Genomic DNA, 2,401 nt, shown 5'->3' on the forward strand with positions numbered 1-2,401 from the left:
TCTGTAACGGTTACCAGTTCGCCGTTATAACGTAATATATTTCCTACTTTAATTTCAGATGCCTTTGCCATGAAGATATGTTTGTAAATTTTGAGTCCAAAGATATGTGAAGTTATGGTAAACCTTCTTAAATCAATACCGAATTTTCTATTTGTTGTTATAATTGCAGCAAGATTTAATGCTGAATTGATTGTTTAATCTTTTCAAAACGTAAATTCGGGCTTGTAACTCACACATTTTGAACGGTTATACCGATCAATTCCACAACGTGCCGTCCAATCCCAAAACAGTACCAAGCCATAGCGCAATGATGTATCCAATCAAACTCAATATATAAGCCAATGCCTTTTTCCAGCCGCCCTGATAGCGCAGATGATCCATGAGGTAATAAAGTATACCACCCATTGCACCGGCTAAAGGGACTACAATTAAAGGTCTAATCATCCATAGCTTTCCCCATGCCGGGTTAGGCTCTCCAACTCCAAGCAGAAAAATTGTGATCAGGATTAAAGCAATCCCAGCGCCAAGCAACATGAGTTTACCCAATGAAGACGAATGAATTAGCTGTGTTGTTAAATTCTTTGTCGGTGTCATGATAAATGATTTTTAAGAGAATTCATTAAATACTTTGAAATATGAAGATAAGTAAAAGTACTTTGTATTTCAAAGTATTTAATGAAATTTCTTTTAAATCATTATCACCAAAGCAATGACCAGTATATTAAAGCCGTAACAGGTGTAAATCTGGCGTGCTGGCCATTAGCTTTAGCTTTTGCAACAGGTCCGGTGCCATTTACCTGATGCCAACCCGAAATGATCAGCTTATCATCCTAATCATATTTCAGGGCAGGATAATTCAGCAACCTGCGCCATAAGGCAAGCTGGCCTATTATACTTGCTTCCCGATAGATCATAAATGATAGCAGCTCATAATAGGTCATTTTCATAAAACCCATATCAATTATACTATCCAGCTTTTCGTCGTCTGCGCTTACCAGTACCTCTTTGGCTATGGGACTTATCTTTTCCCAATCCTTTAGATATTCGGTGGTAGCAGGATACTTTGCATCGTCCTGGATCCCTTTGTTGTCTTTGAACAGCTCGTCTCCGGTCTGTTTTAATTCAGGGTGAGTCTCCCTTGTCATATAGAATCGCTGCTGCACCAATGACCCGGCGAGCCATGCAATGTGATTTGCCTTGGTATTTAAACGGTTATAGGTATCTTCCTCAGAGATACCTTCAATTGCACGGGCAAAAAAAGTGGTCTGCATATCAAACAAGGTGAGTAACCCCTCCGTTCTTCTGCTTGCTGTTTTTGTTTCCATAGCTGTATGTTAAGTTTATCGGTTTATTCTGTAAAGCTATAACAAGGAGTGATTAAAACACCTGTGTTATTATGACAAATTAGTGGGGCGTTTGCGACAATATTGACTGCTGCTCCCAATGGCATAGCTTTTCATTCCACTTTTCACAGGAGAGGACCCTTTTTTACCATTTTGAAAATTAAAATATTAAATTTATAATTAATCTTCCTTACCGGAAAGATCAAGAGTAAAAGAGCGCTTAAACTACATGGGTATGAAAATCAAACTTAAATTCCTGATCATCGCATTACTGGCGGTATCAGTAGCTGCTGTTTTTACATCCTTAAAAATTACACGCATAGATGCCAATGATTTGAAAGGTGCCTGGGAATATGGGCCGGCTGAAAAGCAAACGGTAATGATTAATACAGCAAAGGTTTTCTCTATTGCTACCTACGACGTTCCGGGAAAGAAATTTATAAGCTCCTATGGCGGCACCTGGCGTATTCAGGGCAATAACCTGATCCAACATATAGAATGGAATACTATAGATCCTGAGCAAGTGGGCAAAGAGCTGAGTTCTGAAATTACTTTAGCGGGAAGCAAACTTACTTTAACCCGATCAAATGAAACATGGAACCGGGTAGATGACGGAAAGTCGGGCGAACTGACGGGCGCATGGATAATTACCGGGAATTATACAAATGATAAGGTAAGTAAGCGGCCCAGTCCTTTTTTTCCAAGAAGAACTATGAAGGTACTTTCCGGTACACGCTTTCATTGGATTGCCTAGAATGTAACAACTAAACAATTCATGAATGCCGGAGGAGGAAGCTATTCTGCCCGTGATGGCAAGTACACAGAGCATATAGCATTCTTTACCAAAACACCTGAGAGCGTGGGCAAAACCCTCTCTTTTCAATATTCATTTGTAAACGGCGATTGGCGCCATAGGGGCGAAAAATCGACAGGTGGGTCAATGGATGAATGCTGGTCGCGACGGGAAACGCTCGAAAATTAGATCAGGGAAACCTTAGCTTCACGTTCCGCAATGCCTGACCATTCAATTCTGTGCACTTTAGAGCACCGATTTGCTC

The 2,401-nt window shown here is 40.4% G+C and carries 4 protein-coding genes; 2 read left to right on the plus strand and 2 right to left on the minus strand.

Features of this window, described 5'->3' with window-relative positions:
* Nucleotides 1–255: 255 nt before the first annotated feature.
* Together AC1DRQ_RS30710 and AC1DRQ_RS30715 are read right to left on the minus strand one after the other, a co-directional pair.
* Nucleotides 256–594 carry a hypothetical protein gene (locus AC1DRQ_RS30710; RefSeq protein WP_477429803.1) on the minus strand — a complete coding sequence of 113 codons (339 nt, stop codon included), beginning with the start codon at nt 592–594 and terminating at the stop codon, nt 256–258.
* 236 nt (nt 595–830) lie between these two features.
* Nucleotides 831–1,325: a DinB family protein gene (locus AC1DRQ_RS30715; RefSeq protein ID WP_477429805.1), complete on the minus strand. Its 495-nt coding sequence runs from the start codon at nt 1,323–1,325 to the stop codon at nt 831–833.
* Between the two features lie 253 nt (nt 1,326–1,578).
* On the opposite strand from AC1DRQ_RS30715, the gene AC1DRQ_RS30720 reads away from it, so the two are divergent.
* A complete protein-coding gene (locus AC1DRQ_RS30720; RefSeq protein WP_477429807.1) occupies nt 1,579–2,097 on the plus strand; it encodes a hypothetical protein in 519 nt (172 codons plus the stop codon).
* A gap of 21 nt (nt 2,098–2,118) precedes the next feature.
* Nucleotides 2,119–2,325: a hypothetical protein gene (locus tag AC1DRQ_RS30725; protein WP_477429809.1), complete on the plus strand. Its 207-nt coding sequence runs from the start codon at nt 2,119–2,121 to the stop codon at nt 2,323–2,325.
* Nucleotides 2,326–2,401 lie beyond the last annotated feature (76 nt).

The sequence above is a fragment of the Mucilaginibacter sp. P4_E8 genome (assembly GCF_056401495.1).